This is a genomic window from Leptospira sanjuanensis, from assembly GCF_022267375.1.
Taxonomy (GTDB): Bacteria; Spirochaetota; Leptospiria; order Leptospirales; family Leptospiraceae; genus Leptospira; species Leptospira sanjuanensis.
The window spans coordinates 1,766,259-1,792,803 of sequence record NZ_JAIZBH010000001.1 but is presented as its reverse complement, the minus strand read 5'-3'; the positions used below and the strand labels follow the sequence as shown (position 1 = coordinate 1,792,803).

The following is a 26,545-nucleotide window of genomic DNA, read 5'->3' as shown; positions in this document are numbered from 1 at the left end:
CTGTTTCCTCACTTTTCTTCCGCGGCCGGTTGGTTGAGTTTCGGGATGAGAATTCCCTGCCCCACGGAGAAATTTACTCCTTCGATCGCATCCATTCGATCGGTCTGCAGTTTCAGCATTTCCACGACGCTGGAACGATAGGTTTCGAAAAAATCCGTAAATTCCAAAATCGTAATATAACGTTTTTCGTAACTGAGAATCATGTCCTTGGAAAGATCCGTGTATTCCCGCGTATACGTGTTTCTGAACTTCTTATAAAGTTCGTCTTTGAGTCTCGCCGTTTCGATCGAAACGGCGACGTCGTTTTCCACTTCCAACAACGTGTTTTTAAGTTCCTGTTTTCTGGAAAGAATGGCTTTTTCGGAGGCTTTGATGTTTCCCTGATTTCTATCGAAGATAGGAATGTTCAACTGAGCGGTGATCCCCCAATAGTTCTGAAAGGCGGTTCCCCCTCTGTTGTACATCGGACCGAAGGCGAGATCGGGAATCGCGTTCGCGTGCTGCAGCTCCAAATTCGCCTCTTCGAAACGAAGCGCTTGGATCGCCTTCTTCAGATCCGGTCTTTTGTTCCGCGCCACTTCCAAAAGTTCTTCTTTTTTGAGTTTGCCCGGTTCGAGGTTATCGAGTTGATTGTCAGCGATCATCGGAACGATTTTAACGTCCGTGCTTCGGAACGAATCGTCGTTTAACAAAACTCGCAGGTCCGCTTCTTTTTCCAAAATTCGAATATTCAATTCTTCTCTTTCTTTTTTGAGAAAGAAATAAAGAGCCTTTAAACGAAGCACTTCCGCCTGCAAAATCGCCCTTCTTTTATAACCCATTTCCGCGGAAGTGACCGTTCTTCCCAACGCTTCCAGGCTTTGATCGTAAAAGGAAATCGCCTGTCTGTAATAGTAGATCGCGTAGAATTGTTTTCTCAGCTTGCTTACGAGTTCGCGCGCGAGATCGTAAAATTCCTGCTCTCCCATTCTCGCATTGAGTTCGGCCACACGCACCCGTTTGCCGATTTTACCGCCGAGCAAAAACAACTGTTGAATCTGGACGACGGTTTGTCCGGAACGGGTAAAGTCGAAATAACGCTGCGTAGGTTCCGCAAAGATACTCTGATCGATAAAGATGTTCGGGTTCGCATAAAGTCCGGCTTGTTCGATCCCGGCTTTACGCGCGTCGATGTTAAAACGCGAGGCAAGCAGGAGTAAGTTGTTTCTCCAGAGTTTTTCCTCCGCGGTTTTCAAATCCAAGGTTCTTTCTTTGTCGGGTAGAACCTCGGGAAGATCTCGCTGGATCGGATTTGAAGATTGGCCCGGCGATTCGGGAATACCTAATCCGGACTCTGATCCGATCGGTAGAGGCGTTGTGCCTTCGGACAGAATCGGAACCATCCATAAAAAAAGTAAAAACGTGAAAATCTTTCTCATAGGGTTTCCAGGTTTATTTGTTTGCGTATCGGTGTACGGTTCTCCGCGATCGTTTTCTTTGTTTTTCGTTTGGAATTGGCGCAAAACGCCAAAACGACAAAACGACAAAATACGGTCCTAGCTTTTTAGCTTAAAACCGTGCTCAGTTGAATTCGATTAAACGACGGGAGGGGGTAAGTTTAGAAGTAAAGAAGATAATAAATAGCTAAAGTGATTTTTAGTAGCGTTGAACTTACGAGAAACGTAATAAACTTCGCTTTTGGAAAGTTCGAAAGAGCCGGAAAAAACGAGATCCAAGAAGTCATAACGTCCTCTGAGACAAATCGCGAGATCTTTCGCTTCGATCCCCGATTGAAACTCGGTGTGAGCTTTGTGACGAGACTGTGTGTGAATCTTTTTGGCAAAGGAAGAATGGATTTCCCCACTCTGCACGTCTAGAAAGGCAAGGTCAAAGGTTCCATCTTCTTCGCACGGCAATACGATCACCGCGGTCAAAAGCAGAATTAAAATCCGACTGATCCAATGGACCTTCATTTGAGTCCACGATTGAAAGGATGCAGCGCCCTTACAAACGTTTTTCGGGGTTCTATGCCTAAAAAAAGGGCACCGATTGATTCTTTTGGGGTCTAAACGAACTTACGGTGCAACGTGTTCTACACGAACCACCGTTCCATTGCGTAACAAAACCCGAATTTCCTGATCCGGTTTTGCGCCCGGCTTAAACCGGCTGATCGGTCTTGTATAAATAAAGGCCTCGATGCTGTTGGTACGAAACTGAACCTGATCCGGATTTCCTAAGAATTCTTTTACAAAGATCCTATTCTGTCCTTGTAACGTGTCTTTGATCTCGGAACGAAGACGAAGATTCTTTTCCATTTCCGGATCGAGCGAAGGTTCCGAAGTTTGGTTTTGTTCCGTTGCGTTTGCGGAAGAATCCGCCGTTTGACCGGAGCCGAGAAGTTGTTTGAGAACGAGCTTCTCGCATTTTTCCTTATCGCCGAAGGTTTCCATACAATCCGCATAAATCTGCTTTGCGGAGCCCTTCGGCGGAGGAGTTGTCACACAGAAAGCGAACATTCCGATAACGAGCAGGAATGTTCCGGCCTTCCGTGCGGAGCCGAGACAACGGAATTTCACCGCTTTCTTCTCCGGCTTGTCTTTCTTTCGGTGCCGCCGCCCGAGCTGGTCGTTACGGTTACCCCTGCGCCATTGGAACGAACGGTTTTTCCTCCGGAAAGTTCTTCAAACCCTCCGGTAATTTCTTGACCGACTTTCTTATATTCCTTTCTTTCTTCCGGCGGTTTGGAATTTTCGGAAACTTCCACGCGGAAGAGAAAGTTCACTACTTCGTTTTTGAGATTCTCGATCGCAACGTCGAACATTCTAAAACCTTGAAGTTTGTATTCCACGAGAGGATTTCTTTCGCTGTAACCTACGGTCCAAATTCCTTCTCGGAGATGATCCATGGAATAGAGATGTTCCTTCCAACGGTGATCGAGAATATCCAGGAAAATATTTCTTTCCAAGAGTTTCCAAATATCCGGTCCGATCGACTGCGCTCTTGCTTCGTAACGCGCCTTTGCGGCCGTGTTCACTTTTTCAAACAACGCGAGCTGAGGATTTTTGGTCTTCTTAAAATCGTCTTCGCTGATCGCAACTTCCAAATCCAAACCTTCGAGCCATTCTTTCAACGAATCGAGATTCCAGGCGGAAGGATTGTTTCCGTCGCAGTGAGTTACGATTTGATTCTCCACCGCTTCTTCGATAAACGTAAGAAGCAGACCGGAGATATCCTCGTTTTCGAGAACCTCGTTTCTCATTTTGTAGATCACGATTCTCTGACGGTTCATCACGTCGTCGTATTCGAGAAGGTGTTTTCGAATGTCGAAGTTGTGACCTTCCACCCTCTTCTGCGCTCTTGCGATCGCGTTACTCACCATCTTGCTTTCGATTTCTTGACCTTCGGGCATGTTCGCCCATTTCATTAAACCCGAAATCCGATCGGATCCGAAGATCCGCATGAGATCGTCCTGCAAAGAAAGATAAAAACGGCTGGAACCCGGATCACCCTGACGACCCGAACGTCCCCGGAGCTGATTGTCGATCCGTCTCGCTTCGTGTCTTTCGGTTCCGAGAATGTGAAGACCGCCCGCGGCCAAAACTTCTTCGTGATTGGCTTTCCAGATCTTCACCGATTGTAAAATCTCGGACGCGCGTTTTTGTTTTGCGGAAGAATCCATTTTCTGTGCAAGATCGTCCGCCCTGCTCAAGTCCTGTTTGAGGACCGCTTCCTTGAATTGGCGCACGAGATCGTCGTCGTCCTTCCAAGATTCCAAACTTTCTTTATAAAGCTGCGCACCGCCGAGAACGATGTCCGTTCCTCTACCAGCCATGTTGGTCGCGATCGTAACGGCGCCGGGCTTTCCGGCGTTCGCAACGATTTCGGCTTCGCGTTCGTGAAACTTTGCGTTTAAGACGTTGTGCTGGATTCCCGCGGCGGAGAGCATTCTCGAAAGGACTTCGGACTTCTCGATGGAAATCGTTCCCACAAGAACCGGTTGTTTTTTCTCGCGGAGATCGCGGATCTCTGCGAGAATCGCGTCGAACTTTTCCTTTTCGGTTCTGTAAACGCGATCGGGAGAATCCTTTCTTTGCACGGTCACGTTAGGCGGAATCACGATGACGTCGAGGTTGTAGATCTTTCTGAATTCCTCGGCTTCGGTATCTGCCGTTCCAGTCATACCCGCGAGTTTGTCGTACATTCTAAAATAGTTCTGGAATGTGATCGAAGCGAGAGTCTGCGATTCTTTCGCGATGGTTACGTTTTCTTTCGCTTCGAGCGCTTGGTGAAGACCGTCCGAATAACGGCGTCCCGCCATCAAACGACCCGTGAACTCGTCCACGATGATGACTTCTCCGCCTTGAACGACGTAGTCCACGTCCTTTTGAAAGATCTTGTGCGCCTTCAAAGCCTGGTGAACGTGATGTACGAGGTCGACGTTTTCGGGAGCGTAGAGGTTTTCGATCCCGAGAATCTCTTCGACATGGGAAACTCCCTTTTCCGAAAGAAGCACGTTACGCGCCTTTTCGTCGACTTCGAAATCCTCTCCTTCGATCAGCTTAGGAATGATTTTATTGATGCGAACGTATTTGTCCGTGGTTTCGTCCGAAGAACCGGAAATGATGAGCGGTGTTCTCGCTTCGTCGATCAGGATCGAGTCGACCTCGTCCACGATCGCAAAGAAATGGGAACGTTGTACTTTGTGATCCTTGTGAGAAACCATGTTGTCTCTCAGATAATCGAAACCGAATTCGTTGTTGGTTCCGTAGGTAATGTCCGCGGAATACGCGACCTTTCTCTGTTCGTGATCCATATCGTGCTGAATCACGCCGACGGAAATACCGAGGAAGTCGTAAATCGGCTTCATCCAGTTCGCGTCCCGCTTTGCGAGATAGTCGTTCACGGTAACCACGTGAACTCCTTTACCCGCAAGTGCGTTGAGATAAACCGCGAGCGTCGAAGTTAGGGTCTTCCCTTCTCCCGTTTTCATCTCCGCGATGTTGCCTCCGTGCAGAGCGATCCCGCCCATCATCTGAACGTCGAAGTGTCTCATACCCATCGTGCGCAGAGAAGCTTCTCGAACCGTAGCAAACGCTTCGGGAAGAATGGAGTCCAAGGATTCTCCCTTGGAAATTCGGTCCCGAAAACGGACCGTTTGAGAGGAAAGTTCCGAGTCGTTCATCCCCTTCATTCTTTCTTCCAAAGAATTGATTTCCGAAACGATCGGGATGAGTTTTTTTAAATCTCTTTCGAATTTGCTTCCAAGAATAATTCGGAGAATACTTTGAATCATATCAATTTTCCGTTTGAGTCGTATTTAAAAATGGCGTTGCCGATTCCGGTTTCACAGATCCAGAATCGCGTCGAAAATCTTGCGACCGGACGTTTCCATCTGAGACCTCAGATGTTCCGTTTCCGGTCCTGGCACCCAGCCCGCCGAGCGGATAAAATCCGCATGAACCCCTTGCCATACCTTGAGCATCGGAGCCGTCACTTCCAAGTGACATTGAATCCCGAAGATCCGATCCCTGTAAGAGAACATCTGGTTCGCATACATATCGCTCCTCAGAAGATGTTTCGCTCCCGGAGGAATCGAAAACACGTCCTCGTGCAGATGAAACGCGGGGAAGGAAGAAGTTCCGTTTAAAACGGAATGCGATTCTTGAATTTGAACGTCGTAAAAACCGATCTCCGGTCCTTTCTCTCCGCGTTTTACTTCTCCGCCGAGCGCCCGGGAAATAATCTGCGATCCGAGACAGATTCCGATGACCTTTCGATTCGGCATCGATGCCGCATAACGCACCAGATTGAACCAAGGTTCGAAGAAGGGAGCGAGTTCCGGATCGGCGACGGATTGAGGACCGCCTAACAAAACGATCACGTCGAACACGAGATGCGCGTCAGGAAGAGGTTGAACCCTCGTGTCGTATGCGTTGTGATAGGTGATTCTATAATTTCTTTTCTTTAAAGAATCGAGAATGATCCCCGGGCCTTCGCAGTCCTTGAAACGTACGATTAAACTTCTCATGAAGATCCGGCCATCCTTTTGAAAAAGAGCAGTTTCTGATCGACGGAAAGTCTTTGAGGATTCGCCTCTTCGCTGATCGGTCCGATAAAGTTATAATAGAGAACGAATGGTTTTGTTTTAAAGAGAAGCGTTTCGGGAGTTCCCGTTACGATGGAACCGGTTCTGCTTACGCGAAAGGGCTTCTTCATCAAAAGTGTCGGGACTTGAATTCCGTATTTTTGGATTTCTTCCTTCACGAGAGGAAGAGCTTTGGTTAAAAGTTCCTCTTCCGACATGGTTTCCGGTTCGTCGAAAAAGAGAGCCGGATCGACGGCCATATAAAATTGGATCTTCGGATCCTTTTGCATTTCCTGATACAGATAATTCAACGCGGGAATTTCTTTGATACAAGGCACGCAGTTCGGACCGTAGACATTTACGACCAAACGCGGAGCGGCGACTTCGGAAAGTCGGACGGATTTTCCGTCCAGGGTAACTCCCTGGAAGTCCTGAACTCCGAGATTCGGTTGTTCCGAAGGGGCGCAGACGTTGACAAAAAGGGTTAAAAGTACAAAAAGGAAACTGCGATTCATCAATGATACATAACTTCCGGTGAAACGAGAAAAAACGGGACGGAAAACGGGTTCCGAATTCATGGATAATACCAAAGGAAAGCCTTCGGTTCCTAAATTCAAGGAATAAAAAAGAATCAGGAATCCGCAAATCAGGGGGCTTTTTCTAAAAACGTCCCTGATTATTCGTGATCCCAAGTTTTGTAGGAACTCATACGATTCCCGAACTTCGGTTTATCCCCCATGAAAATGTGGGAACTCCTCCTTCTTCGGAAATCCATCCGAGCTTTTACAACTTGCTCCGTAAGCCCCTTATGAGACATAATCTACACAATTCCTAAAGAATTTTTCTAGGATTCAAAAAAAGAAGTTTCCTCGGAATCGAGAGGATAAGCGGTTGACATCTCTCACTCCCCTGATTTCATGGTATTTTGAAGCTTCTTTCCAATCTATCCAGGGAATCCGAATGAACCAAAATCCTGAATTTGACATCGTAACTCTTATCGAATTAGCAAAACGTAACAAATATGAAAGAGCAGTTGCCGGATTCCATACGTTGGACCGAATCGAAAGGCTCGAACTGCCTAAAAAAATCAAAGCTAGAAAATTAGCCGTTCAGGCGATGTTCGCACTTGCAAGCGAAGAAGTGCAATACCAATACTTCACCAGAGAAGAAAGAATTCAGCTCGATCAAGAAGCCAATCTCAGCAACGCATCCTACTCTAAATTCAACGGACTTTTCGAAGCTCCGCAAGCGCCGATCGCGGAAGAAGACACCGAAGAGGATTTCATTCCGGAAGAAGCGCCCCGTCCGATCCTCGACGGAGATGAAGACGAAGACTCTCTCGACGGCGACGACGATGAGGACGAAGATGATGATGACGACGAGGATGAAGAAGACGAGGACGATGATGACGACCTCGAAGACGACGAGGACGAAGAAGAGGAAGAAGAATCCGAAAAGGAAGAGGACTAAGAGGTTCCTTCGCCTATCTACCGTCTCGTATCCAATCCAAACGGCACCTTAAACTTAGAGGAAACCCAATCGGGTTTCCTTTTTCATTCCCGCTTCAACCCCGTTTCCGAAGGAGAAAGAATCTCCGAACAAATTCCGATTCCCGCCTCACAACGGGAAACGATCCTGATCTTCGGATTCGGTTTGGGCTATCACGTGGAATCCTTTCTCAAAAAAGTTTCCGAACCCGTAAACGTTCTGATCCTGGAACCCATTGTCGCATTAAAACCGATCGCAGAAAAATTCTCGGAACGGATCTCCAAGTCCTACGAAACGGAAGGACACAAAATTCGGATGATCTTCGGACTCGAAGAATTCTTATCCAAACCCTTGTCCTCTTGGCTTTTCGAAGGCGTCGACAAAGTGACTCCGTTCTTACACCCTGCTTATTCGCGTAAGTTTCAGGATTTGGCGCTGGGTTTTCTGGATTCTCTCAAACAAACTTCCCAAAGCCGGATTTCACAGAACCAGGCTGCCAAGGATTACTTCCAAAAAATCTGGACCCGCAACTTTGTGCGGAATCTTTCCAGTATATTCAAGAATTCGAATTCTTCTTCGATCGTCGCGGGAGCTAAGAAGGATTTCTTCCGGGATAAAACCCTTTTGTTCACAGGAGCGAGCCCTTCCCTGGAAGACGAAACCGAATGGATCCGCGAACACCGAAATCGATTTCATCTTCTCGCGAGTGACACGTCCGTCGGTTGGCTTTTGAGTTCTGGAATTTTTCCGGACGCAGTGCTCAGCATCGATTCCTCGCGCGGAACCATATTCCATTTTCGGAATATTCTTCCTCCCGAAATTCCGATCCTGACTTGGTTAGGAGGTTCTTCGTATTTGTTCGATCTTCCCAATCCGAAATGGATTTATTTTTCCACACATCCACTCGACCAAATTCTCCGTTCTCTCTTTTTCCCGGAGGCTCCTTTGTTGGAAAACCCGTCTCTGAACATGGCGGGGATCGCCGTCTCGTTCGCCAAACGGCTTTCCTACGGAAGAATTCTTCTCAAAGGCGTGGACTTTTCGCGAAGCGGCGGACGTACGCATTGCCGTGCGAGCGGATACGAAGCGTTCGACCGGTTCTTTCTTTCGCGTAAGGTAAGTTTGCCTCGTCTTCGTTTTCAAAAAACGAAATCCTGGGAACGAAGATTCTCCATTTTAGAACTGCTAAAGAAAGAATCCCCGGAACTTTTTCAGTCCGATTTCGTGTCTGATTCTTCGGCAAGGGAAAGCGCATCGATTGCGGACGGTTTGATTGCGGTGGACCCGAAAAAGATCGACTCGGATCAGTGGATTCGATTTTGCATCGCACAGCCGGATTTAGGCGGAAAGAACTATTTCTCGACCCGGATTCTCGGCATTCCGTTCGTATGAATCCCGGTTTTACGGGAAGAGTTATTCTCTCGAAATCGATATAACCTCTTGACATTTCCGCGGAAACCGACGCAATTCTCTTTCTGAAGAGACTTTCCGATTCGGGAACGGGGATTATGAATAAAGGTTATATCATTTGTGTCGATGATGAAGTATCGGTTTTGGAAACGATCCAGCAGCAACTTCGAAACGAATTCGGAGACAGCCACGAAATCGAAACCGCAAGCAGCGCGGAAGACGGTTTGGCTTTGATGGAGGAAATCCAAAATTCCGGTTACGTGATCGAAGTGGTGATCGCCGATCAGGTGATGCCCGGCATGAAAGGTTCCCAGTTTTTGGAAGAAGTCCACAAACGGCTTCCCGATTCGATCAAAATCATGCTCACCGGTCAAGCCGGTCTCGATTCCGCGATCCACGCGATCAACTACGGAGGTTTAAGCCGTTATGTGGAAAAACCTTGGAACATCGAAGAACTCACGGGAGACATTCGGTTTTTAATCGAAAAGTTCCGCCAAAATTTAGAGAATCAACACTTAATCAATGAACTCAACAGAAAAATCAAAGAGCTGGAAGAACAAAACCAAAAACTCCAGCACGAAACCTGAAACAACGACCCGTATCTTCGTGAAATACATTTTATTTTTTGCATATTCGATTCTTATTATCTGTTCGGGAACCGCAGTCGTTTCCGCTCCTCAACAGACCAAACCCCAAAAGCTCACCGAAGAACAGCTCGTAAAGAAGAAGGAAATTCTTCTTCAGGTTTTGAAATTCGGAACCACGAAAGAAAGGGCCATGGCTCTTCGGGAACTCGAGGATTTTCCGCCCGAACATTCAGGCGCCTTGATCGATCAGCTCGGTAAAATTCTGGACAAGGACCCGGATTGGATGATGAGGGTCTACGCGATTCGAACCGTCGCCGAACTGAAACTCACACAATACGGAGAATCGATTCTCAAACTGTTAAAAAGCGAACAAGCGGACGTTCAGCGCGAATCGATCTACGCGACTAAAAAATTGAAACTCGAAAAGGCCGCCCCGATCCTTTTTGAAATCCTGAAAACCCAAGACTTTACCAAAAACTCCAATCTTACCGTGGGACTTTTGGACACTCTCGGAGAATTTCCTCCGCAAGACGATGCTTCTTCCTTTTTGCTTGCACGATTGGGCGAAAGTTTTAACGATCCGGAAATCCGCGCGCAGATCGCCCTCTTTTTCGGAAAGAGCAAGGATAAAAAAGCGGAAGGACAACTTCTCGAGATTTATAAGGATTCGAAGGAGCCGATCACTCTCCGCAGCTTTTCCGTAAGTTCATTAGGAAAAATGAAATCGATTTCTTCCATGCCCGCCATTAAGGAAGAGTTGGAAAAGATTCGAAACCTGAAAAGTAAGAACGACGTTAAGGACTTTCAACCGTTGAAGATCCATTCCGTCACGGCTCTCGTCTCCATGGGCGACAAAGATATATTAGAAGAATTGTATGCGTATGCCAGAGACGACGATCCGGTCGTCCGTCTCAGGGCGATCAAACATCTAACGGACACGGGAGACATGTCCGTTCTGGAAATTTTAGAATATAAGGCGCAACGAGATCCGAGCGAAAAGGTCAAAAAAGCCGCCAAAGCCGCGATCGAAAAGCTGAAAAAAGGAGAATCGGGAGGCGACGTCGATTTGAAAGAATCCGATTCTCCGAAGTTCAAACCGGGAAACAAGGAAAGACCGATTCGTTCGGGAGATTCTTCTCCGTTACCCGGAACCTCGAACTCCGCTCCTGAAAGCGGAACCTCCCCTTCTTCCGGAGGCGGAGGCGGAAACCCGCCTTCTTCGGGAACGAGCGGAGGCAAGTCGGAATCCGAAGACTTAGAGGACTAAAATTTGTGCAACTTTCTGAATATTCAAAAAGCTTTGTGGATGTTCATTCCGTTTTTGGGACTGATCGTCGACGTTCCGGTTCCCGGAAAAACGCTTTTCGCGCAGGAAGTGCATCGCGCCGCGGCGACGTATCGAGGCTCGATCTCCTACTCGACACCGCGCGTCGCCGACGTTAAAGAATCCCTATCCTCTTCCTCGCCCGAATTTCCGGAATCGTTCAAGCTTTTCTTTCAGGAACTCAAAGGGAATTACGCAGTCTTTTACGATTGGAACGGAGAAACGGTATATTACAAATATCGAATCAATAAATTCGACAAATCAAGATTACGGCAAGTTCGTAAACTCGCGGAAGGTGCCGCCTACGAAGTGCGCGGCAAATGGGAAGGATTGATCGTGTTTCAAGTTTCGACGATTCCCCTATTCAAAAAAGCGAATGCGGTCAGCTTAGAGGAAAAAAAGGATCGGTTCTCGATTCCGGTCTATGATCTTGTGGAATTCAGGGAACTCGCTCTGGATGAAATCATTTACTGATTCGTTTGTGAACGCGGATCGACTCCGATTGAAATCGGTTCCGTTCGTTTTTCATTTCACCTTTACGTTTGCACTTTCTATTTTTCTCTTGCTGCTCGTTCTCGTCCCAAGTCCGTACGCGGAATTGTTTGCAGTAGATCCGCTTGACTCCGATCTTTCCTATCAATCGGAATCGACTCCGTTCGTTACGGATCTCGTCAAGATTCGCTTCCCGGAAAAGGCGGAAGTCAGACGGTTGGGAACGCAGAATCATTGGAAAATAATCCCGAGACAAGGAAGAGCTTGGATGATGATTCTCCGCGAATGGGAAGGTGTGATTTCCAAGGAAGAAACTCTTTCCGCTTTACTCAAAGAATTATTTCCCGAATCGAAGGATATACCCGTTCCCGATTTACGAGGAATCAAAATCGTCGCGGGTGAAAGAAAAGAAATCGTATCGGGCAATCCTCTCACGGTTCGTTATTATCTTTTGGAACAAAAAGGAAAAACCGTTTCCATCTATCTCGGATTCGATTCCGACAATAAAACGATTTCGGATTACTTCCAAACTCCGAAAAACTTTCTCCGCACTCTCTCGGATTCTTTTTGATCCTTACCGAGAAATTCACTTGAAGAACAAGACTTCCCAGAAAAACTGGAAACTCTCCGGGCCTATAGCTCAGTTGGTTAGAGCGGCAGACTCATAATCTGCGGGTCGAAGGTTCAAAAAAACTCAGCGGATGCCTCTCTACGGATCGGCATCCATCTTCTGGGCCCAAAGGAGAAAAACTTTCCTCTTTTTAAATTCAAACCTCTGAATGCAACTTCTTGCAGAAATTCACTTGAAGAACAAGACTTCCCAGAAAAACTGGAAACTCTCCGGGCCTATAGCTCAGTTGGTTAGAGCGGCAGACTCATAATCTGCGGGTCGAAGGTTCAAGTCCTTCTGGGCCCAATGGAGAAAAACTTTGCTCTCTTCAAACTCAATCTTTAAACTTAAACTAAAGTCGCCCAGAAGGACTTGAACCTTTTTCGTGAAAGCATTTGCAGCGATCCCTAGAGAGCGTCGCAAATGCGACTCGAGCCATGGATGGCGAAGAGCACGAAAAAGACATCGGTTTTTACTGTCCGGTTCAAATCGAAACAACCGAATCCAAAAAGAATTATACAGCTGGGGATTTCGATTCCGTAAGTGCGATCCAAAACGCGTTTGGGATGATCGGACAATTTATAATTCTCCCTTTACGGAAAATCGACCCGGAACGACTGAAATTTTTGAAAGCGAAACACTTCGACTTTCCGGATCTATATCCCGAAACCGATTCGAATGAACACTTCATTCAAATCGCCACTTTAGAGAAATTAAATATTCAAATTCGATATGAATGACTTATACAACTGACTTCGCTTAACAATCGTTCGTTACACAGCACTCAAGAAATGAGGCAAAACGTTTTTTCGTAAAACGAGAATTCCCGCCAAACACGATCAGGCGGAAACAAAAAGAATTTAAAACGACTTCGAAACGCAGTCGAGACTAAAGACGCAAATTTCAACTGAGCTTCGAATATTTGAATCATTTTCTCAAAATATTCGGCTTAAAAAAGGTTCAAAACGGCTTAAATCCAGGTTGGCAGAGGAGATTTTCCCAACAATTCTGGCATCAGTATGGCTGAACTCTTGGAAAAAAAACCGGCGACCCGCAAGCGGCGGGGAAAAAGCGGACTTAACGTAGCGGCTGACGACATCTTCATTTTTCCGATTCCGGACTACACGTATAAGTTTTTGGAAAAGGTATGGTCTTCGTTCGTGAACAAGATCGTAGCTCTGACGTTTACGAACAACCAGCCCATGTTCAACTATGCGGTCTTCGAAGCGATCCAAGACAAGAATCTCAAAATCGTAACCTCCTCCACTCACTTTAAAATGAAAGAGGTCGCGACCCGGATCGGACTCAAAGATATTCAAGAATTTATTAACCGAACTCTTCCCGTTTCCATTCAAGATTCGGACAATCTCTCCGCGAATTTCATCCGCGAAGCGATCATCTCCGTCGAAACCAAAAAACGTCCCGAAGTAGTCTTCAGCAGTCTCAAGGACGAAAAGATTCACCCGAACTTAAGACATCTTCTTTCCGGAACGATGAACTATGCGGCGGGAATTCCTCTCTTCGTAAAAGGAAATCCGATCGGTATGATCTGGGGAATCCGCAGAGACAGAATGACCGACGAACAACGGGAAGAAGTCCGCGAGCAGCTGAGTTCTTTTTACGACGTAGTCGACTTCGTCATAGCGCGCGAGATGGACAACAAAGCCGATCCTTACATCGCAAGAAAGAATATCGAAAAAGCGGATCTTCATTCCTACGCAAAACATCTTTACTATACGAGAACCGGAGGACAACAGCATCCGGTCACTTCGATCATCTTCGACTGTCATACGTACAACTGTTCGTACCGTTTGGACGCGAGTTACATTATCCCGTCTAACAACGGTTTTTCGGTCAGCTTAAAACGTTTCGAGCCGGAAAAGACGAACGACACGGGCAAGATTCTTCTTTTGATCCCGGGTTTTTTCTGTCGCCGCTCGGTGATGGACAAGGTCGCACGGGAAATGGCGCTCAAATACGGCTACCGAGTATTCTCCATGGATATGCGGGGCCGATCGAGACAAACCCTTCCTTACAACGGAATCAAGGAAGGCTGGACCATCGACGATTTTATCCAAGAGGATTTTCCCGCCGTTCTCAATTGGATTCGGGAAAGTTTTCCCAAGGAAAAGATCGTAGTCATGGGTCACAGTATGGGCGGAATGATCCCCCGTTATTACACCGCGGCTTACGAAACCTTCGTCGCAAAATATCCTCAAAGCAAGGTTCCTCTTCCCGATCCGAAGGAAGCGATTTCCGGAATCATCTCCGTTACTTCTCCGAACTTCGTTTCCGTGGGAACGAACATCCCCGGGATGAACGCGATCAAAACGGGACTCAGCCTTTTGCCCGCAAAGTCGATCAGCGATTTTATCTTCGACCTTACGACCTTTTCCCTTCAATCCACTCTTCCGACCGTGGACCTCAATAAATTTTTTAAGTTCTTATTGGGACTTCATTCTTCGTTAAGAACCGTTTCTTTCGAACTCAGCACGAAGGTGGTGAACCTGAGGGACTTCGTCGGTTACAGACAAATTTCTCCTCCGGAATGGTATTTTCTAATCGAGGATATTTTCTGCGAAGAATCGACGAAAGTGATTCTTCAGTTTATTCGTTCTCAGCTGAGCAAGGACCACGCGTTTTTCTCCTTCGACGGTTCAATCAATTACACCGAGCTTCAGAAAAACTTTCAGCTTCCGATCTATTCCGTCTTAGGAACCTTGGACAAAATCGTTCCGGTCGATTCGGTGGAGGAAGAATTGAAAGCGCTCCCATCTCCGAACAATCAAATCGTAAAATTCGATCAGGGACATTTGGGAATTCTATTTCACATGCCTACGGTTCGGGAAATGTGCTCCGGTTTTCACGACTGGATTCAGAAACTGGATTGATTTCCGCGGTAAAGCATTTGACACCAAAGGTGTACAAAGATAGCCTCCAAAGGGAATGGATCTTGTAGAAGCAAAAATTTCAGACATTTCTTTGACAAACGTTGGGTTCGCGGTTTTTCTCAAAACAAAGGACGATTCCGATTCCAGAGTGGTTCCGATTTTTATCGGCCCGCTGGAAACCCATTCCATCACTTCCGTTTTGGACGGAACCAAACCGCCGAGACCGATGACTCACGATTTGATGACCGTGCTTCTCACCACTCTCAACGTAAGCATTCTGAAAATCTCGATCGAAGAAATCATCGATAACACATTCTACGCGAAAATCACCCTCCGCAAAGACGAAGACGTAATCATATTAGATGCAAGACCGAGCGACTCCATCGCCCTCGCACTTAGAGCGAACGCTCCGATCTATCTCGCCAAAAAAGTGATCGAAGAGGCGGGAATCGAAATGAAGGACGAGGAGATTCCGGGCGAATCCATCGCCCGCGAAAAGATTTCCCAACTTCCGAAAACCCAATTGGAAATCCTGCAAGAATCCCTGAACAACGCGTTGAAAACCGAAGACTACGAAACCGCCGCGAGAATCCGGGATCAGATCAAAAAGTTAATCGAGAATTCCTAATTTACCTGATACAGTTTAGAAATAGAGGAGAATTAGATTGGAAAAGCTACTGATGGACATTTTAAACGCGGGAATCGCCCTGTTTCAAAACGGAGAAGGAAAACTCAAACAATCCCTTTCCGAATTGGATGTGATCTACCAAGAACTCAGGGAAAAGGGAGAAGCGAATCAAAGTCTAAAGGCCAATCAGGTTCGCGAGCTTCTCAATAAAACGGTTCAGGACGCGACCGACATTCTTTCCAAAGGCGGAGAAGGCAGACAACAAGCGCTCGCAAAACTTCAGGAGAATTTCATCCGTCTTTCCGCGGAAATCGAAGCGTCGATTCCGGATCAATTCAAGGCTACCGCAAAAAACACTTTGGACGAACTCAAACGTCTCTTAAGTAAAAACCAATAACCGATTCTTTTTTCGAAAATGTTGAGACAAGGCGGATGGCTTGGAAGACTATTGTCTTCGGGCCATTCTACCTAGCATGAATAAATTATCCTTCGTCCTTTTCTTTACCGTCTTTATCGATATGATGGGATTTTCCGTGATCTTTCCCATTTTTCCCGAAACGCTCAAAATCTTTCTCGCTAAGTCCGGCGATCCGGTCCTGGATAAGTTCACCGATCTGACAAGAATTTTAATGGAAGCCTCGTCGGGAGATTGGTCCTTATTCGTCGCTCTCTTCGGTGGAATCGTCGCTAGTCTTTATTCTCTGCTTCAGTTTGCGTTCGCTCCGATCTGGGGAAGAATCTCGGACCGTGTAGGAAGAAAACCGGTGCTCGTATTTACAAGTCTCGGAAGTTTTTTCGGATACGCGGTTTGGTTTTTTTCGGGAAGTTTTTCCCTCTTCGTTTTTTCCAGAGTGATCACCGGAATGATGGGAGGGAATATTTCCGTTGCTTCCGCGGCGATGGCCGACATCACGAGCGAAAAGGATCGTGCCAAAGGAATGGGGTTGATCGGAGCGGGAGTGGGCTTAGGTTTTATAGCGGGCCCGCCGACGGGGGGATTGTTTTCAAAAGTCGATCTGAGCTTTTTGGAACTCGCGTTTCCGGACATTCCGTTCACCGTATTTCCCGCCTCCGCTCTCGCCGCAGCTACGATCGCATTGATCAATTTGCTCATGATCGTTTTCTGGTTTAAGGAAACCTTAAACGTAGATCGGGGAGTTCAGGAAAAGAAAAAGATCCATCCGATCATCGGAGTATTCACTTCGAACAACAGAGAAGTGGTCTTGTATTCCCTTCTTTACTTCGTATTCGTGTTCGCGTTTTCTGGTTTCGAGTTTTCGATCAACTTTTATCTGAGTCAATTTTTGAATTACAGTCCGATCGCGATCGGTTTGACCTTCGTGTATATTGGACTGATCATCGTTTTGATCCAAGGCGGAGTCTTTCGAAGACTTTCCGGCAAGGTAAAGGAAACAAGACTCGTACGAGCGGGCGCCCTCTTCCTGATCGTCGGATTTTCCCTTCTCTATTTCGTATCGAACTCGTATCAGCTTTTTATATCGCTCACTTTTTTGGCTTCGGGAAGCGCACTGCTTCATCCTTCCCTTTCCACGTTAGTCTCTCTTGTGTCCGGAAAAGAGGAACAAGGCACAAATTTAGGAATGTTTCGAAGCCTCGCTTCTTTGGGAAGAGGTTTGGCTCCGTTCGCGTTTTGTCTGATCTATTTCAGTTACGGTCCGGCTCTCTCCTTTCTAACCTCGGGAATTATCTGCGCGGCGTTCTTAGCGTTTATCTGGAAGTTGAAACAACCCGGTCACGGACATCCCTGATTCGAAAGTTTCATAACGACGCACTTCGACGAAAAGGCTTCGAACGTCCGAATAATGTTGAGTCGTGTTTTCTTCGAGATCCGATTTTTGACTTCGGCTTAATAACGACAAAAAAAGCCGTTTTAACGTTGGAATTAAAGAATCGTTCTCAAAGCGGTGGACAATCTTTCAAAGTGAAGCGTTTCTTCGAGTTTGTTTCCGTTTTCGAGTCTCAGTAAAAACGTATCACGCACGGAACCGGAGTCGGTAACCGCCTTAAACGAAAGAATATCGATTCCATATAAAAACAGAAGCTGGGAAATTTCAAAAATAATCCCCGGTCTGTCCTTCATACGGAGATCCATAACGGTGCAATCGCTTCCGTGGGAATTGAATAAGAACAATTCGATATTGGATCGATCCTTGTTTTTCAGATATTCGGCTTTTTCGGGAAACCGTTCCAAATAACTCATAACCGAAACGCCTTGAAAAAACATTTCCTTGAGATCGGAATGAATCGTCTGTAGCATCTCGTCCGTCATCGGAAGAAGATCCACATTCTTAATGATAAAAATATCGCTGATATATCCGTCCTGCGACGTTTCCGCGACGGCTTCTCCGATATTCCAGCCTCTCACGAAAAGCGCCGCGGTCACTCGGTAGATGATTCCGATCTCGTTGTTCGAGATATTGACCTTCAGAGCGTACGAATCGTCTCTAGGGATGCAGGAAATATGAACGGAAGATTCTGTAGATGTTTGTATCATTGCGGTTCCCTCGAATACATTCTGTTTATTTCTAAAGCAATCATCCCATAAATCTAGAATCTATGGAATGAAAATCGGAAGATATAGATCAGAATGCAAGAAACGTGCCGCTTCGTTTTAGAGGGCGAACTTCACGCCGACGTTGGCGGAATAAATTTTTTCCGCAACCATTCCTTCCACCAAAACCTTAAAGGTAAGAAGGTTGATTTCAACACCGCCTATGAGATAGTTCAGACTGTCCTTTGCTCTTGCATCCCCTTGAGTTCGGATCGAAAGATTTCCGGTCGAAGAAGCGGAATATCCCTGTAAGAATTGCATCGGCAAACCGGCCGCGGCCGCATCCAAAGTCAAAGTAAGCGGTCCGCTCACGGCCAAACTCAAATTGGAACTTCCGCTATTCTGACTGATTCCCGCTCCGGCAAAGATCGTAAGAAAGTAAAACAAACGGACGCCGGTTCGGATATCGATCGGCAAGGATTCGGATTTCGCCCTATAATCCATCGTAAAGTCGGCGTCCCAACGTCCGCTCGCAGGACCGAAAGATACTTTCGGAATCGAAGTCGGAGAATAACCCAAACTCATTTCTTCGGTCTTACGATGGAATCCAAGTCCGAGACTCAACCCGGTAAAACCGAAAAAATCCAAACGTGTATAACGTTCTTTGATCAGTTGAAAACGAACCGTAGCACCGAAGGAATTATAATTTCCGGAAATTCTATATTGGTCCGTTTGATTGTTGAGATTTCTCAAATCGCCTTGATCGAGTTTGCCTTGAAATCCGTGAACGTAGATATTGATTCTATGAAGAAAGGAACGTTTCTCCTCTTCCTGATCGGAAGGACCGTTTCCGGTCAGCCAACCCAGGTTGACTCCCGCCATCAGAGTCGGGCTTAAGGAAGCTCCGCCATTCGGAAGATTCGGGAGAGTCACTCCCGCATATTGGATTTGAATGTCTTCGTTTTTAACGCCCGCAGCGGAAATCCCGCCACCGATTTGGAATCGGTTGATGGTTCCGGGCCCCATCATCGAGGAATTGATCGTTGTCAATAAAGCAGCGTCGGCCATGGACTTCACGACTTCGTTCAGATACTTGGTCCGAATTTCATTTTCCAGTCCGTTGAACTGGGAAGAAATGCTGCTCGGTATGATCGTACAAGCCTGTCCAGTACAGGTGACTTGTGCGGTTAAGGAACCCGCCGGAACCATTCCGGCAAAGGATAGAATTAAAATAGGAAGAATTCTTCCTACGCTAAAGTTACGGCAGGTATTCATTTTTATCCCGTTTGATTCGACGGGAACATCAGGAAATTTATTTCAGAGTCCCAGGCTTCTGCCTATGATCTCCTTCATGATTTCCGTCGTCCCCGCGTAAATTGTCTGGATTCTCGCGTCCAGATACGCTCTGGCAATCGGATACTCCATCATATAACCATAACCGCCGAAGAACTGCAAACATTCATCCGTATGACGTTTTTGCATCTCGGTCGAATACCACTTCACCATCGAAGCTTGTGCAGTATCCGATTTTCCTGCCATAGTATCCAGAGTCACCTTATCTGCGAAAGTTCGGCACATCTCCAGTTCCGTCGCCATCTCAGCCATCTTAAATTTGATATGCTGGAAGGAGCCGATTTTTTTGCCGAAAGCCTGTCTTTCCTTGATGTATTGAAGGGTTATTTTCTGAACGAGTGCGGTCGCTTCCACGGCAGCCAGTCCGAGGACCAAACGTTCCGTAGCCAACTTCTGCATCAAATATCGAAAGCCTTGTCCTTGTTTGCCGATCAGGTTTTCTTTCGGAACGATCACATCGTTGTAGTAAAGTTCCGACGTATCCTGCGCTTTCAGACCAAGCTTTTCGAGTCTTCTTCCTCTTTCAAAACCCTTCATCCCCTCTTCCACCATGAGGAGGGACATCGTGCCATTATCATGTTTAACAGCCGTAATCACTAAATTTGCCAATTGTCCGTTGGAAATGAAGGTTTTTTGTCCGTTGACCACGTAGTGATCGCTCTTTTCCACTGCGGTAGTCCGAATTCCTTTGAGGTCCGAACCGGCACCCGGCTCGGTCATCGCGATTGCAAGAATGCTATCCCCGGAAGCGCATCCGGGTAACCAACGTTTTTTTTGCGAATCGTCCGCGTAAGACGAAATGTACGGCGCGATCACGTCGTTGTGTAAGGAAATAAAGAAGCCGCTATTTCCCACTTTTGCGGATTCCTCTATTATGATTACGTTATATAGAAAATCAGCGTCGGATCCGCCGTATTCGGAGGGAATGTTCGGGCAAAGAAGACCGTTTGCGCCCGCTTTTTTCCAAACTTCTTTCGGAACGATTCCTACTTTTTCCCAAGCTTCATGATGCGGAGCGACTTCCGTCTCGAAAAATTTTTTAGCCATCTCACGGAACGCTTCGTGTTCTTCCGTGAATTGAAGGACTCTTTCCATTCTAATCTCTCCCTGCGTCTACGAATAGACTGTGTTCATTCTCATGTAAACGCCGGGATTCTTCTTCACGTAATCGATCAGATCATTCTGCTGAATGGAATACAATTCCGTATCCACTTCAGCTCTAAACGTATAATTCGACACAAAGTTTTTGGAGATGTTGTATATCTCTCCAACGAAGTCCCCGTCGGACAGTTCGGCTAACAAATTTCCGTTCTGATAGACGTTTACTTTTCCATTGCGGATGATATAGGCATCACCGTAAAATTCTTTTTCTCGCACAAGAATTGAACCCGCGTTCACTTTATGCAAGGTCATGATCAATTCCAGTTGTGTAATCTGGTGACTGGTCAATCCGCGGAAGTGTCTCGACTCTGCAAGCGCCTTCCAAGAGTTGGAATCTCGAATTTCGTTTAGTCTTGTTAGGTTATTTTTCAGATCCGAATTACGAATGAATTGTAAAAACTTATTCTTTTCGATGGTGAGAGCCAGAACGTCCGTCTCCGCGTATACGTCCGCCGCTCTCGGAAGATCCAGTACGAGAGAAGCTTCTCCGAAATATTCATAAGTTCCGTATCGTTTGATCGGCCCTTCTCCGTCTTGATTTAAACCTTCGAACTTTACGTTCCCGGATGCGATGATGTAGAACTTATCTCCCGGAGTTCCTTTGCGGATGATCTGGTCTCCTCGTTTGTATCGTTCCTCGTTTACGATCAGAAGAAATTCTTTCGCCTTCTCGATCGGAAATCCGTGAAAGATATCGATCTGGGTCATCACGTCGAGAAGGTTATACGCCTCGATATGTTTCGGCGGAGTGATTTCCGGATACAACGTATTCTCGATTCCGAAACGAGCCAGTTTCAGTTTGGTTCCCGCGGGCATATCTTTTCTCGCGATATGATATACTGTGATCTTTTCCTGAATTTCCGGAGGCAAGGACGCGAGGTAACTCACTCTCGTATGCAACGGAGGAATTCCCGCTTCGTGATAGATGATTCTGCGTTCCCAAGGAAATTCTTTGAAAAACTTCCAGCGGGATTCGGGAAGAATTCCGGCCGCATACATCTTATCGTGAATTTCGGGCTCGTTCAAATGATCCGACGTGTAGATGAAAGACTGATCCTGGAAGAAGAATTCGAATCCGACCGACGGAATCGAATGAAGCGCATAATGAAAGTTGAATTCTCCGCCGTTGATCATCGTCGCTTTTCCGATGATGATCGGCTGGAAGTGAAAGAGTTCCTGAAGTTCCTTTTTAGGAATTTTGGTGAGCGCCGAATACTTTCGCAAGAAGCTGTCCATCACGGTTTCGGTCGCGTGGATCGTGATCTTGTTTTCTTCGAGAATCTTTTGAAACGTTCCGGCGTCGTGATCCGCGTGGCAGTGCGTTAAAATGACGTGGTTGATGAGTTTCGGATTTACATTCGATTGACGCAGCCACTCGGTCGAGTTGACCGGAGGGTCCACCATGATTCCCTGATGGTTCAACCAAATGATAAAGCCGGAGGTATTGTCCTCCGGATCGAATCCGTGAGACGGTCCAAGACAAGTGATTCCGATGATCGGAGCTTGAAACGGTTCGGTCGGCCTTTCCCCGATATCGTATTTGATGTTGAATCCTACTTCACCGGGAACTTCGATTTTTCTTTCTCCGTCCTCGATGAGAAAGTCTCCGCTTTCCAGTTTGAAAAGAATTACGTTTCCATAATATACTTTATTGTCGTTGTCGAAGACCTTGAATTCTACGACGTCTTCTAATCCCTTGTATCCGCGGAAGTAGGCCATCTCCGCCTTCATATCGGGAAACCCGAAGGATTCTTCCCCGTTGAGATATTCGCTCTTGAGGTTGATATTGTCCGGTCCCATGAGCGATTCTCTGAGTACGGTGATGAGCTGAACTCGTTGTTCTTCCGTACATACGATACAAGTTTTTTTCTGTCTTAAAAAGAAGTTATAATAGATGGGGAATTCGAGTTCTGCTGTACTGATTCCCTTTTCTACGTGAAAGAATTTGTTCGGTAGAATAAAAACCAACGGGGTTTTTTTCTCGAACCCCATTGTGTCTTTGATCGTTTCCGGTGGAGAGCCGATTTGAAGGTATCCTTCGGAGGTATCGATCAGATACCCTCCTCTAGGCAATTCCGTATAACCTTTGTATGTTTCTTTCAGCATAGTACGTTCATGAAAGGAAAAAGAATTATTTGTGTCTTTCGATAAAATTCTTAATTTGAGCTTTCGGAAGCGCTCCGATCACCTTATCCACAAGTTGTCCGTCTTTGTATAGCAAGAGTGTCGGGATGGAAGAAATTCCCAAGCTCTGTGCCGTATCTTGGTTATCGTCCACGTTGAGTTTTTTGATTTTTACCGTTCCGTTCATTTCGCTGGAAAGTTCTTCAAGAACGGGAGCAACCATCCTGCAAGGGCCGCACCATTCCGCCCAGCAATCGATGAGGACCAATCCTCCGGATGTTTCACTCTTAAAATTTGAATCGTTGACTTCTGCCAATGCCATCTTTGATTCAGTCTCCTTTTTTCCTATAATATATATCAGACTCGTTCGGTCTATTTTTTCTTTTTCTTTTTCTCTTTATCCGCTTCTAATGATTCGACTTTCTCTTTGAGAGATTCGATCAATGTTTTTGTTTTTTCCAAATCCTCCGTTTCTCCGTCACCCGTCGTCTGAAGAATCTTACGGTTCACCTCGAGCATCGAGATGGACTTTTTCAGATCCCCTGCGTCTTGGGTGGAAAGGTCGAACTTGGCGCGGTATTCTTGTGCGGCGTAGTTACACAATTCGAGAATCAAATTAAAGTGTTCCTGTCTGATATAATAATGCGGGTTTTCCAAATCCCTTTCTTTTTCAAAAGCACGGAAGTCGAAGACGTTCTTACACAAAACCGCGATCTTAAAATGAATCTCGGGAAAGCTCCATTTCCATTTGCTGTTGGTTCCGAACGCATCGATCGTTTTGTTAGTTACCTGACGGATCGCTTTGATAAAATTCAATCTTTGAACCGGACTAAATTCGGTAATTTTTGCGAGAAGATCCTTATTTTCGGCCAAACTTCCTTCATAGTCAGCACCCACGATCTTCTCCATAACGGAGATGGCGTTGTAAATTTCTTTCCTTCCCGTATTCAGGTAGGTATCGCTTTTGATATCGAGAATCGCCACGCTTAGATCGTTGACCAAAAGGCAGGTGTTGATCGTTTTGATCGCGTTGATCGACAAGGCGATTTGATAATAGGGTTCGAGTTTGGGAACCTTCTTTAGTTGGGACTTAAAAAGGTTACTTTCCTTTTTGAGATCGTCTAAGTAAACTTTGAAGTCCGTCAGTTTTTCGGCGAATTCCTGCTTTTGTTCTTTGGTGAGTGCCATGCTAAAATCAGTTTTTTTCCCAATCGGATTTGTTATTCAGAGTATCGGCCATTTTCAAAGTTCAATGGATAGAACCGCCGGGAATCCCTCCGTTTTCAGGGAATTTTCTTTCCTTAAGCTACGCCTGCGTATCGACGATTCCGCCCGTGGACGAAATCGGATCGGAAACGGGAATTCCCTCTTGCTTTTCCGGCAAGATCGAAGAAGCCGATCCGGTGGAAACCGGTTCCGGCGTTGCAACGACTTCGGGAGAAGCGGCGCCTGCGGAGGAACTGAGCGAAGATATTTCCATAAAATCAGCTTTCTCACGGATTCTCGAAAAAAGAAACCGTTTTCCGCATTCCAAGGAGAACCGTGACCTGACAATTGTCCTTACTTACTATTTGACAGATAAAAGCAAAGGGAAAGTCTAACAATCAGGCTTTGCTTTCAAAGCTGTTTTTGAGGTATTACTTATGTTAGCACCACTGGCAGTCTTCGGATCACTCGGTTGGACTGAAATTCTACTGATTCTTTTTATCGCTCTCCTACTCTTCGGAGGAAAGAGATTGCCTTCTCTCGCAAAGGATCTCGGAGACGGAATCCGTTCTTTCCGCAAATCCTTAACGGGAGAATCGGACGAACCGTCCCAGCAAATCAGCCAAGAACAATCCGTTCCTAAGGAAGAAGCGAAAGCTTCCAAATCCAAAAAATCCAAATCCGTTTGACGACCATCCGCGGAATGGCCGGAAAGAAAAAAACCAAAACGACCTCTCTCCCCAATCCGACGCCCTCGAAAGAATCGTTCTCTCGAGATCGGGAAAAGTATATGACCTTGGGGGATCATCTGGAAGAACTCCGGATGGTTCTCATTCGATCGCTTCTCGTAATCGCCGTCATCATGGGAATCTCCCTTTTTTTCGGAGAAGAGATTCATAAAATTCTCGTTCAACCTTACAAGAACGTTTTAGGTCCGCAGGCGACCTTCTATCAGATCAAACTGATGGCTCCGTTTATGATCTATCTCAAGAGTTCGTTTATGATCTCGGTTCTTTTGGGTCTTCCGTTCGTTCTGTTTTTTCTCTGGGGTTTTATTTCTCCCGCGCTCGACCCGAAAACGGATCGTTACGGTAAGTTCTTAATTCTTTTCAGTACGCTTCTGTTTTGGTTCGGAGTTTGGCTTTGTTGGATGGAAGCCTTTGAAAACCTTTTAAAAATCTTTTTGGTGAACTTTATCCCTCCCGACGTGGAAGCGAAACTTCCGATCGACGAGTATTACGAAATTTTTTTTAACATCCATTTGATTTTCGGTTTATCTTTTCAGCTTCCTATTGTACTCATTCTTCTTGGCAGTTTGGGAATCATCCGTTCTTCTTTCCTGCTTTCAAAGTGGAGGGAAGCGATCATCGTTCTGGCCATCGCGGCCGCGGTTCTTTCGCCCGGTCCGGATTTGATTTCCATGTTGTTCCTGTTCGTTCCTTTGACGATCCTGTTTATGGTCTCGATCGTTTTGATGAAGGTGATAGAGAGAGAATAACTTGTTAAACAAAATTCCTTCCAAACTCAAACTTCCCATCGCTGTTTTCGTTCTCAGCTTTCTGTTCTTTTTGATTTATACGGTAGCGGACGACATCATTTTGAAATCCCCATTGGGTCAAAACAAGGCAATCTCTCTTTCGATCCGTCTCGCATTTGCCCTTTCCTTTTCGATGCTTTTGGCCTCTCTCGTATTCTATTCCGTAAAACTAATATACGCTTCGATGCGTTCTCTTGTGACTCTCGTTCAAGACTGGGGAAGCGACGTCTATGAGGAACATCCAGTCGCCGATCGGGACGATGAAATCGGTGAACTCGTTCGCGCGTTTCGTCTGAAATTTTTTCAACAAAAGGAAATGGAAGACGAACCGGCTCAGGAAGCGATGAATGAAAGAACGAGGGAGATCGCGGACTCGGTGCAGCGCGCATTTTATCGGATTCAACTTCCCAAGATCCGCAATTTGGACGTTTCCCTTTTCCCGAGAATGAGCGGAGACTCTAACTGCGATTATGTGAACGTCATTCCGAGCGCGGACGGTTGTGTGGGAATTCTCGCGGGATTTCCGAGTCCCGGAGTTTTAGAATCCGCATTCAAAGCGAGACTCGAAGGAATTCTCTCCTTAGCCAACGAAACCTCCGGCGTCCGCGGAGAGGAAATGGTTTTAAAGATCGGAAAAATTCTTTCCAAGATGCCGATTCCGTTCTTAAACCTTTCCCTCTTTTATCTAGTCGCCAAAACGGGAGAATTGGGTTGGATTCATTTTCAGGAACTTCCCGCTTTCGTGTATAAAAACGAAACGTTAAACGCATTCGAAAAAACGAAAGTTCGTTACTTCGATTACAAAGCGGTCGATTTGGATCTCAAAAAAACAACCTTAAAAGCGGGAGAATATTGGATCTTGGTTTCGGACCGGATCTATTCCGCGATCGGAATTCCTTCCGGAGAGTTCACGAAACAATTTGAGACCGCTCTTGCGGGTAAGAATTTCGGAAATTCCAGAGACCTGGTTTTGGATTGCGGAAGAATCATCGAACGCAGATACGGAAAAGACGTCCTAGAAACTTCCGCGTTTTTAGCCGTTGCGCGAAAGTGATCGTTCGTTTGTCCGCGCTTGCATTTGCTTTGCAAGAAAATGGGAACGGAAAATATCCGATCGGGGAATGTCTGGGATGCAATTTAAATCGGAAGACAATCTTT

At 46.2% G+C, this 26,545-nt stretch carries 27 protein-coding genes and 2 tRNA genes; 16 read left to right on the top strand and 13 right to left on the bottom strand.

Translation table 11 applies throughout. From position 1 onward, the window contains the following. Positions 1 to 8: 8 nt before the first annotated feature. From LFX17_RS08015 to LFX17_RS07990, 6 genes are all read right to left on the bottom strand, one after another. Positions 9 to 1,418 carry a TolC family protein gene (locus LFX17_RS08015; RefSeq protein ID WP_238745994.1) on the bottom strand — a complete coding sequence of 470 codons (1,410 nt, stop codon included), beginning with the start codon at positions 1,416 to 1,418 and terminating at the stop codon, positions 9 to 11. Between the two features lie 156 nt (positions 1,419 to 1,574). Next, positions 1,575 to 1,952, bottom strand: a complete 378-nt coding sequence (locus LFX17_RS08010) for a hypothetical protein (protein WP_238745992.1) — start codon at positions 1,950 to 1,952, stop codon at positions 1,575 to 1,577. A 102-nt stretch (positions 1,953 to 2,054) separates the two neighbouring features. Then, entirely contained in the window at positions 2,055 to 2,495 is a 441-nt protein-coding gene (locus tag LFX17_RS08005) for a hypothetical protein (protein WP_238731546.1), read from the bottom strand. A gap of 56 nt (positions 2,496 to 2,551) precedes the next feature. Then, entirely contained in the window at positions 2,552 to 5,272 is a 2,721-nt protein-coding gene (gene secA / locus LFX17_RS08000; protein ID WP_238745990.1) for a preprotein translocase subunit SecA, read from the bottom strand. Between the two features lie 51 nt (positions 5,273 to 5,323). After that, positions 5,324 to 6,007 (bottom strand): type 1 glutamine amidotransferase, encoded by a 684-nt coding sequence (locus tag LFX17_RS07995; RefSeq protein WP_238745988.1) that lies wholly within the window; start codon positions 6,005 to 6,007, stop codon positions 5,324 to 5,326. Further along, positions 6,004 to 6,579 (bottom strand): TlpA family protein disulfide reductase, encoded by a 576-nt coding sequence (locus LFX17_RS07990; protein ID WP_406600669.1) that lies wholly within the window; start codon positions 6,577 to 6,579, stop codon positions 6,004 to 6,006. The genes LFX17_RS07995 and LFX17_RS07990 overlap by 4 nt, the downstream gene beginning before the upstream one ends. Before the next feature lie 445 nt (positions 6,580 to 7,024). Between LFX17_RS07990 and LFX17_RS07985 the strand changes: the two genes are divergently transcribed. The 13 genes from LFX17_RS07985 to LFX17_RS07925 all read left to right on the top strand — a co-directional run bounded on the left by LFX17_RS07985 (position 7,025) and on the right by LFX17_RS07925 (position 17,263). After that, complete coding sequence (locus LFX17_RS07985; RefSeq protein ID WP_406600668.1) at positions 7,025 to 7,534, top strand: DNA primase; 510 nt, start codon at positions 7,025 to 7,027, stop codon at positions 7,532 to 7,534. Positions 7,535 to 7,699: 165 nt separating this feature from the next. Further along, positions 7,700 to 8,944, top strand: a complete 1,245-nt coding sequence (locus LFX17_RS07980; protein WP_238747715.1) for a 6-hydroxymethylpterin diphosphokinase MptE-like protein — start codon at positions 7,700 to 7,702, stop codon at positions 8,942 to 8,944. A 116-nt stretch (positions 8,945 to 9,060) separates the two neighbouring features. Beyond that, the gene (locus tag LFX17_RS07975; protein WP_118956773.1) at positions 9,061 to 9,549 is read left to right on the top strand and encodes a response regulator; all 489 of its coding nucleotides are present in this window, start codon (positions 9,061 to 9,063) and stop codon (positions 9,547 to 9,549) included. Beyond that, positions 9,485 to 10,816: a HEAT repeat domain-containing protein gene (locus LFX17_RS07970; RefSeq protein ID WP_238745982.1), complete on the top strand. Its 1,332-nt coding sequence runs from the start codon at positions 9,485 to 9,487 to the stop codon at positions 10,814 to 10,816. The genes LFX17_RS07975 and LFX17_RS07970 overlap by 65 nt, the downstream gene beginning before the upstream one ends. A gap of 3 nt (positions 10,817 to 10,819) precedes the next feature. Then, entirely contained in the window at positions 10,820 to 11,347 is a 528-nt protein-coding gene (locus LFX17_RS07965) for an LIC_11959 family protein (RefSeq protein WP_238745980.1), read from the top strand. After that, positions 11,331 to 11,936: an acyltransferase gene (locus LFX17_RS07960; RefSeq protein WP_238745978.1), complete on the top strand. Its 606-nt coding sequence runs from the start codon at positions 11,331 to 11,333 to the stop codon at positions 11,934 to 11,936. Before LFX17_RS07965 ends, LFX17_RS07960 begins: the two co-directional genes overlap by 17 nt. Before the next feature lie 58 nt (positions 11,937 to 11,994). After that, positions 11,995 to 12,104: transfer RNA gene (locus LFX17_RS07955), tRNA-Met, on the top strand. A gap of 103 nt (positions 12,105 to 12,207) precedes the next feature. Next, positions 12,208 to 12,281 (top strand) — tRNA-Ile (locus tag LFX17_RS07950). A gap of 131 nt (positions 12,282 to 12,412) precedes the next feature. After that, positions 12,413 to 12,715 (top strand): DUF6968 family protein, encoded by a 303-nt coding sequence (locus tag LFX17_RS07945; RefSeq protein ID WP_238745976.1) that lies wholly within the window; start codon positions 12,413 to 12,415, stop codon positions 12,713 to 12,715. Between the two features lie 279 nt (positions 12,716 to 12,994). Beyond that, positions 12,995 to 14,866: an alpha/beta hydrolase gene (locus tag LFX17_RS07940; RefSeq protein ID WP_238745974.1), complete on the top strand. Its 1,872-nt coding sequence runs from the start codon at positions 12,995 to 12,997 to the stop codon at positions 14,864 to 14,866. Positions 14,867 to 14,921: 55 nt separating this feature from the next. Continuing rightward, on the top strand, positions 14,922 to 15,494 hold the full coding sequence (locus LFX17_RS07935) for a bifunctional nuclease family protein (RefSeq protein ID WP_238729787.1): 573 nt from the start codon (positions 14,922 to 14,924) through the stop codon (positions 15,492 to 15,494). 37 nt (positions 15,495 to 15,531) lie between these two features. Beyond that, complete coding sequence (locus tag LFX17_RS07930) at positions 15,532 to 15,891, top strand: phasin-related domain-containing protein (RefSeq protein ID WP_406600485.1); 360 nt, start codon at positions 15,532 to 15,534, stop codon at positions 15,889 to 15,891. Between the two features lie 76 nt (positions 15,892 to 15,967). Further along, positions 15,968 to 17,263: an MFS transporter gene (locus LFX17_RS07925; RefSeq protein WP_238729786.1), complete on the top strand. Its 1,296-nt coding sequence runs from the start codon at positions 15,968 to 15,970 to the stop codon at positions 17,261 to 17,263. Between the two features lie 134 nt (positions 17,264 to 17,397). Here LFX17_RS07925 and LFX17_RS07920 read toward each other — a convergent pair whose 3' ends face one another. The 7 genes from LFX17_RS07920 to LFX17_RS07890 form a co-directional block, all read right to left on the bottom strand. Further along, entirely contained in the window at positions 17,398 to 18,009 is a 612-nt protein-coding gene (locus LFX17_RS07920; protein WP_238729785.1) for a hypothetical protein, read from the bottom strand. A 117-nt stretch (positions 18,010 to 18,126) separates the two neighbouring features. Further along, on the bottom strand, positions 18,127 to 19,281 hold the full coding sequence (locus LFX17_RS07915; RefSeq protein WP_238729784.1) for an Lsa36 family surface (lipo)protein: 1,155 nt from the start codon (positions 19,279 to 19,281) through the stop codon (positions 18,127 to 18,129). Between the two features lie 42 nt (positions 19,282 to 19,323). Further along, complete coding sequence (locus tag LFX17_RS07910) at positions 19,324 to 20,454, bottom strand: acyl-CoA dehydrogenase family protein (protein ID WP_238729783.1); 1,131 nt, start codon at positions 20,452 to 20,454, stop codon at positions 19,324 to 19,326. An 18-nt stretch (positions 20,455 to 20,472) separates the two neighbouring features. Beyond that, complete coding sequence (locus tag LFX17_RS07905; protein WP_238729782.1) at positions 20,473 to 22,626, bottom strand: cAMP/cGMP-dependent 3',5'-cyclic-AMP/GMP phosphodiesterase; 2,154 nt, start codon at positions 22,624 to 22,626, stop codon at positions 20,473 to 20,475. A 25-nt stretch (positions 22,627 to 22,651) separates the two neighbouring features. Beyond that, the gene (gene trxA, locus LFX17_RS07900; protein WP_118956785.1) at positions 22,652 to 22,966 is read right to left on the bottom strand and encodes a thioredoxin; all 315 of its coding nucleotides are present in this window, start codon (positions 22,964 to 22,966) and stop codon (positions 22,652 to 22,654) included. Positions 22,967 to 23,016: 50 nt separating this feature from the next. Further along, positions 23,017 to 23,832 carry a hypothetical protein gene (locus tag LFX17_RS07895; protein WP_118956786.1) on the bottom strand — a complete coding sequence of 272 codons (816 nt, stop codon included), beginning with the start codon at positions 23,830 to 23,832 and terminating at the stop codon, positions 23,017 to 23,019. Positions 23,833 to 23,950: 118 nt separating this feature from the next. Beyond that, positions 23,951 to 24,124, bottom strand: a complete 174-nt coding sequence (locus tag LFX17_RS07890) for a hypothetical protein (protein ID WP_238745972.1) — start codon at positions 24,122 to 24,124, stop codon at positions 23,951 to 23,953. A gap of 163 nt (positions 24,125 to 24,287) precedes the next feature. On the opposite strand from LFX17_RS07890, the gene LFX17_RS07885 reads away from it, so the two are divergent. From LFX17_RS07885 to rktP, 3 genes are read left to right on the top strand one after another with little or no spacing between them, the layout of a single operon-like run. Beyond that, positions 24,288 to 24,539, top strand: coding sequence for a Sec-independent protein translocase subunit TatA/TatB (locus tag LFX17_RS07885; protein WP_238729780.1), 252 nt, complete (start codon positions 24,288 to 24,290; stop codon positions 24,537 to 24,539). A 14-nt stretch (positions 24,540 to 24,553) separates the two neighbouring features. Continuing rightward, positions 24,554 to 25,348, top strand: a complete 795-nt coding sequence (tatC, locus tag LFX17_RS07880) for a twin-arginine translocase subunit TatC (RefSeq protein ID WP_238747713.1) — start codon at positions 24,554 to 24,556, stop codon at positions 25,346 to 25,348. A gap of 1 nt (position 25,349) precedes the next feature. Then, the gene (rktP, locus tag LFX17_RS07875; RefSeq protein ID WP_238729779.1) at positions 25,350 to 26,441 is read left to right on the top strand and encodes an Arg-Lys translocation region protein phosphatase RktP; all 1,092 of its coding nucleotides are present in this window, start codon (positions 25,350 to 25,352) and stop codon (positions 26,439 to 26,441) included. The last annotated feature ends 104 nt before the right edge of the window (positions 26,442 to 26,545 follow it).